The 288-nt window shown below is 65.6% G+C and carries 1 protein-coding gene; it reads left to right on the top strand.

Annotation, left to right across the window (positions count from 1 at the left end):
- Window positions 1-288 (top strand): cytochrome c biogenesis CcdA family protein (locus tag SB764_RS39375; RefSeq protein ID WP_410866662.1); only part of this gene is annotated, 288 nt, incomplete at both ends.

Here is a 288-nt window from a genome sequence, read left to right as displayed (position 1 = left end):
CACACAGCTGCTGGGTGTGCTGGTGATCGTCATGGGCGTTGTGTTCATGGGCGGTTTCGGCTGGCTGCAGCGGGACGCCAAGATCCACGCGAAGCCACCGGCAGGCCTGTGGGGCGCTCCGCTCCTGGGGTTGACCTTCGGACTGGGATGGGCGCCCTGCATCGGACCGACGTACTCCGCGGTACAGTTACTGAGCCTGTCCGGTGGTTCGTCCGCCGCTAAAGGCGCCCTGCTCGCCTTCGCGTACAGCCTCGGCTTGGGGATTCCGTTCCTGGTGATTGCCTTGGC

Source organism: Paraburkholderia sp. SIMBA_027 (genome assembly GCF_046535315.1).
In the GTDB taxonomy this organism is placed as follows: Bacteria; Pseudomonadota; Gammaproteobacteria; order Burkholderiales; family Burkholderiaceae; genus Paraburkholderia; species Paraburkholderia tropica.
This window is presented reverse-complemented; position numbering and strand designations above follow the sequence as displayed.